The sequence below is a fragment of the Actinomadura rubrisoli genome (assembly GCF_004349215.1).
Classification (GTDB): domain Bacteria; phylum Actinomycetota; class Actinomycetes; order Streptosporangiales; family Streptosporangiaceae; genus Spirillospora; species Spirillospora rubrisoli.
This window is the reverse complement of record NZ_SMKU01000639.1, coordinates 1-2,083: the sequence shown is the minus strand read 5'-3', so window position 1 is coordinate 2,083 and position 2,083 is coordinate 1. Positions and strand designations below refer to the sequence as shown.

Below are 2,083 nucleotides of genomic sequence, written 5' to 3'. Positions count from 1 at the left end.
CGGCCCCGGCCGCGAACATCTCCGCTGCGGCCAGCCGCACCTGCTCACGCCGCGCACGCTCCTGGCCGGTCAACCCGCCCCCATCGGGATATCTCATGCCACCGAGGTAACCAATACCCGCCCATCCAAGACCGGCACACTCACCTATGTAACCCCGACGCTTAAAGTCCTCTAGTGCTTCGTCAGGCAACGTTGGTCTTGTAATCGGTCCAGGTCCGGATGACCGAGTCGGGGGCGAAGTGGTGTTTGGGTAGTGCTCGGGTGTTGCGCCAGCGCATGTGGTCGGCGATCGCAGTGCCCTGTTCGGTGTGGGACTGGTGGTCGGTGCCGTTGAGCGCGAAGTAGCGCGGCGCGGTGAACTCGCACTCGATCCAGTTCAGCCAGGAGGCGTAGGTCGGCAGGAACACCAACTCCACCTCGTTGCCGGCGGCCCACGCCCGGACGCAGGGATGCTTGTGCGGAGAGAGGTTGTCCAGGACCCGGTACAGCTTCTGCGTGGGCCAGCGGGCACGCAGCACCTTCAGAAACGACAAGAACTCACGCCGGCGCTTGCGGTGGCGGATCCGGTAGAGGATCTTCCCGGTCACAAGGTCCAGGGCGGCCGGCATGTGCCGTACTCCGTCGTAGCGGTGGAACGTCGCGCGTTGCCGATCCGGTTCGCCTTCGGGCCGCCAGGCCCGGCCGGGCCGTGGCTGCAGGTTCAAGGGCCCGAACTCATCGACGCAGACCACCCGCCCATCGGCCGGCGGGTTGTCGTAGAGATCCAGCACACAGGTCATCTTCGCGATGAAGTCGGGATCGCTGGAGGCCTTCCAGGTCTTGATGGCCTGCCGGCTGGTCCCGCCCTCGCGCAGGATCTGCCGGAGGCTCTCGCGGCTGATGGAGGCGACCACGCCGACGGCCACCAAGTGCTCGGCGAGCTTGGAAAGGGACCAGGTCGCGAACGGCAGATCCAGGTCACGGGGGCAGCACCGGGCGATCAAGCAGATCCGGCGGCGAACCGCGTCGCTGATCGTCCTGGGCCTGCCCCCGCTCCATTTTGGGTCCAGCGCCTTGAACCCGACGTTGTTGAAGTCGTGGATCACACCGCGCGCGTAGTCCGGTGAGCAGTTCAGCAGATGTGCGATATCGGGCACCGGCTGCCCCTGCGCCGACATCAGCACCACGATCGCCCGTCGCAGCTTCACCGGATCCTTGGCCGTCCGCCCGATCCGCTGCAACCGGCGGCCCTCGGCCATCGACACCGGCCGGACGAACACCTCCGGGGAACGCCCCACCACAACACCTCCGAACCTCGACTCGGAAGCAGCCTGGGCCGCATCCACCTAGAGATCAATTACCCAAAGAACGTTTCTGGACGCGGCACTAGATCGGGGCCCGTGGCCCTTGCCCTCTTCAAGCCACAGTCGGCTACCGCTGGCCCCCTTCGCGTCCTCACAGATCTCCCTGACAGGACCTGGGGCCGAAGACGCCACCCGCTACCTGGCCTTGCGCGCTCTCACATCTCGGCAGGGCGTGGTCACAGAGTTGATCCTCACCTGCTCGGACGCTGGGCGGCTCTTCAGTATCGAGACCGACGCCTTCCAGGAGGAACGGATTCCCGGCCTCACCCTTGCCGCCGACGCTCACCAGGTCCGCACCCATTCGCTCCAGCAGTGGCCGCACCAGCGACTCGTCATCATCTGTGGGGGCGAGAGCGACGACGTCTACAAACTCACGGCCCACCAAGCCGGCCAGCTTGACGCGGTCTCCCGGTCGCGGGCGAAAGACCCCGCCATCGAAGTCTCGACGGCTGGCACGATCACCATCCCTCGACAAGGCCACGTTGTCGAAGCGCTTCTGAGCACACTGCCGTTGCTAAGCCGTCCCGAAGCCGCCGAGCAGCTCACAGCCATGCCGACGATTGCCGTCCCCGCCGCAGGACGACGGGACGCCCCGGAGATCTTCACCGCTGGCGGGGGTATCACCGTAGGTGTGGGAGTGATCATCAAGGGTAGTTGAAGATCATCCACTGCTTCGGGGGGAGTACGGACACCATGACGGTGATCAAGGGGTATGAGAGTGTCGGCCAGATTGGGGCCGG

General features: G+C 65.8%; 2 protein-coding genes. One reads left to right on the top strand and one right to left on the bottom strand.

The window, feature by feature from the left end:
• Positions 1-182: 182 nt before the first annotated feature.
• On the bottom strand, positions 183-1,238 hold the full coding sequence (locus E1298_RS46410; protein ID WP_243726262.1) for an IS630 family transposase: 1,056 nt from the start codon (positions 1,236-1,238) through the stop codon (positions 183-185).
• Between the two features lie 277 nt (positions 1,239-1,515).
• Here E1298_RS46410 and E1298_RS46405 point away from each other — a divergent pair, with 277 nt between their 5' ends.
• Positions 1,516-2,001, top strand: coding sequence for a hypothetical protein (locus E1298_RS46405; RefSeq protein WP_131903731.1), 486 nt, complete (start codon positions 1,516-1,518; stop codon positions 1,999-2,001).
• Positions 2,002-2,083 lie beyond the last annotated feature (82 nt).

Excerpts from the sequence above, each read along its gene's own strand:
- E1298_RS46410 (WP_243726262.1), bottom strand. The coding sequence starts at position 1,238 with ATGGCCGAGGGCCGCCGGTTGCAGCGGATCGGGCGGACGGCCAAGGAT.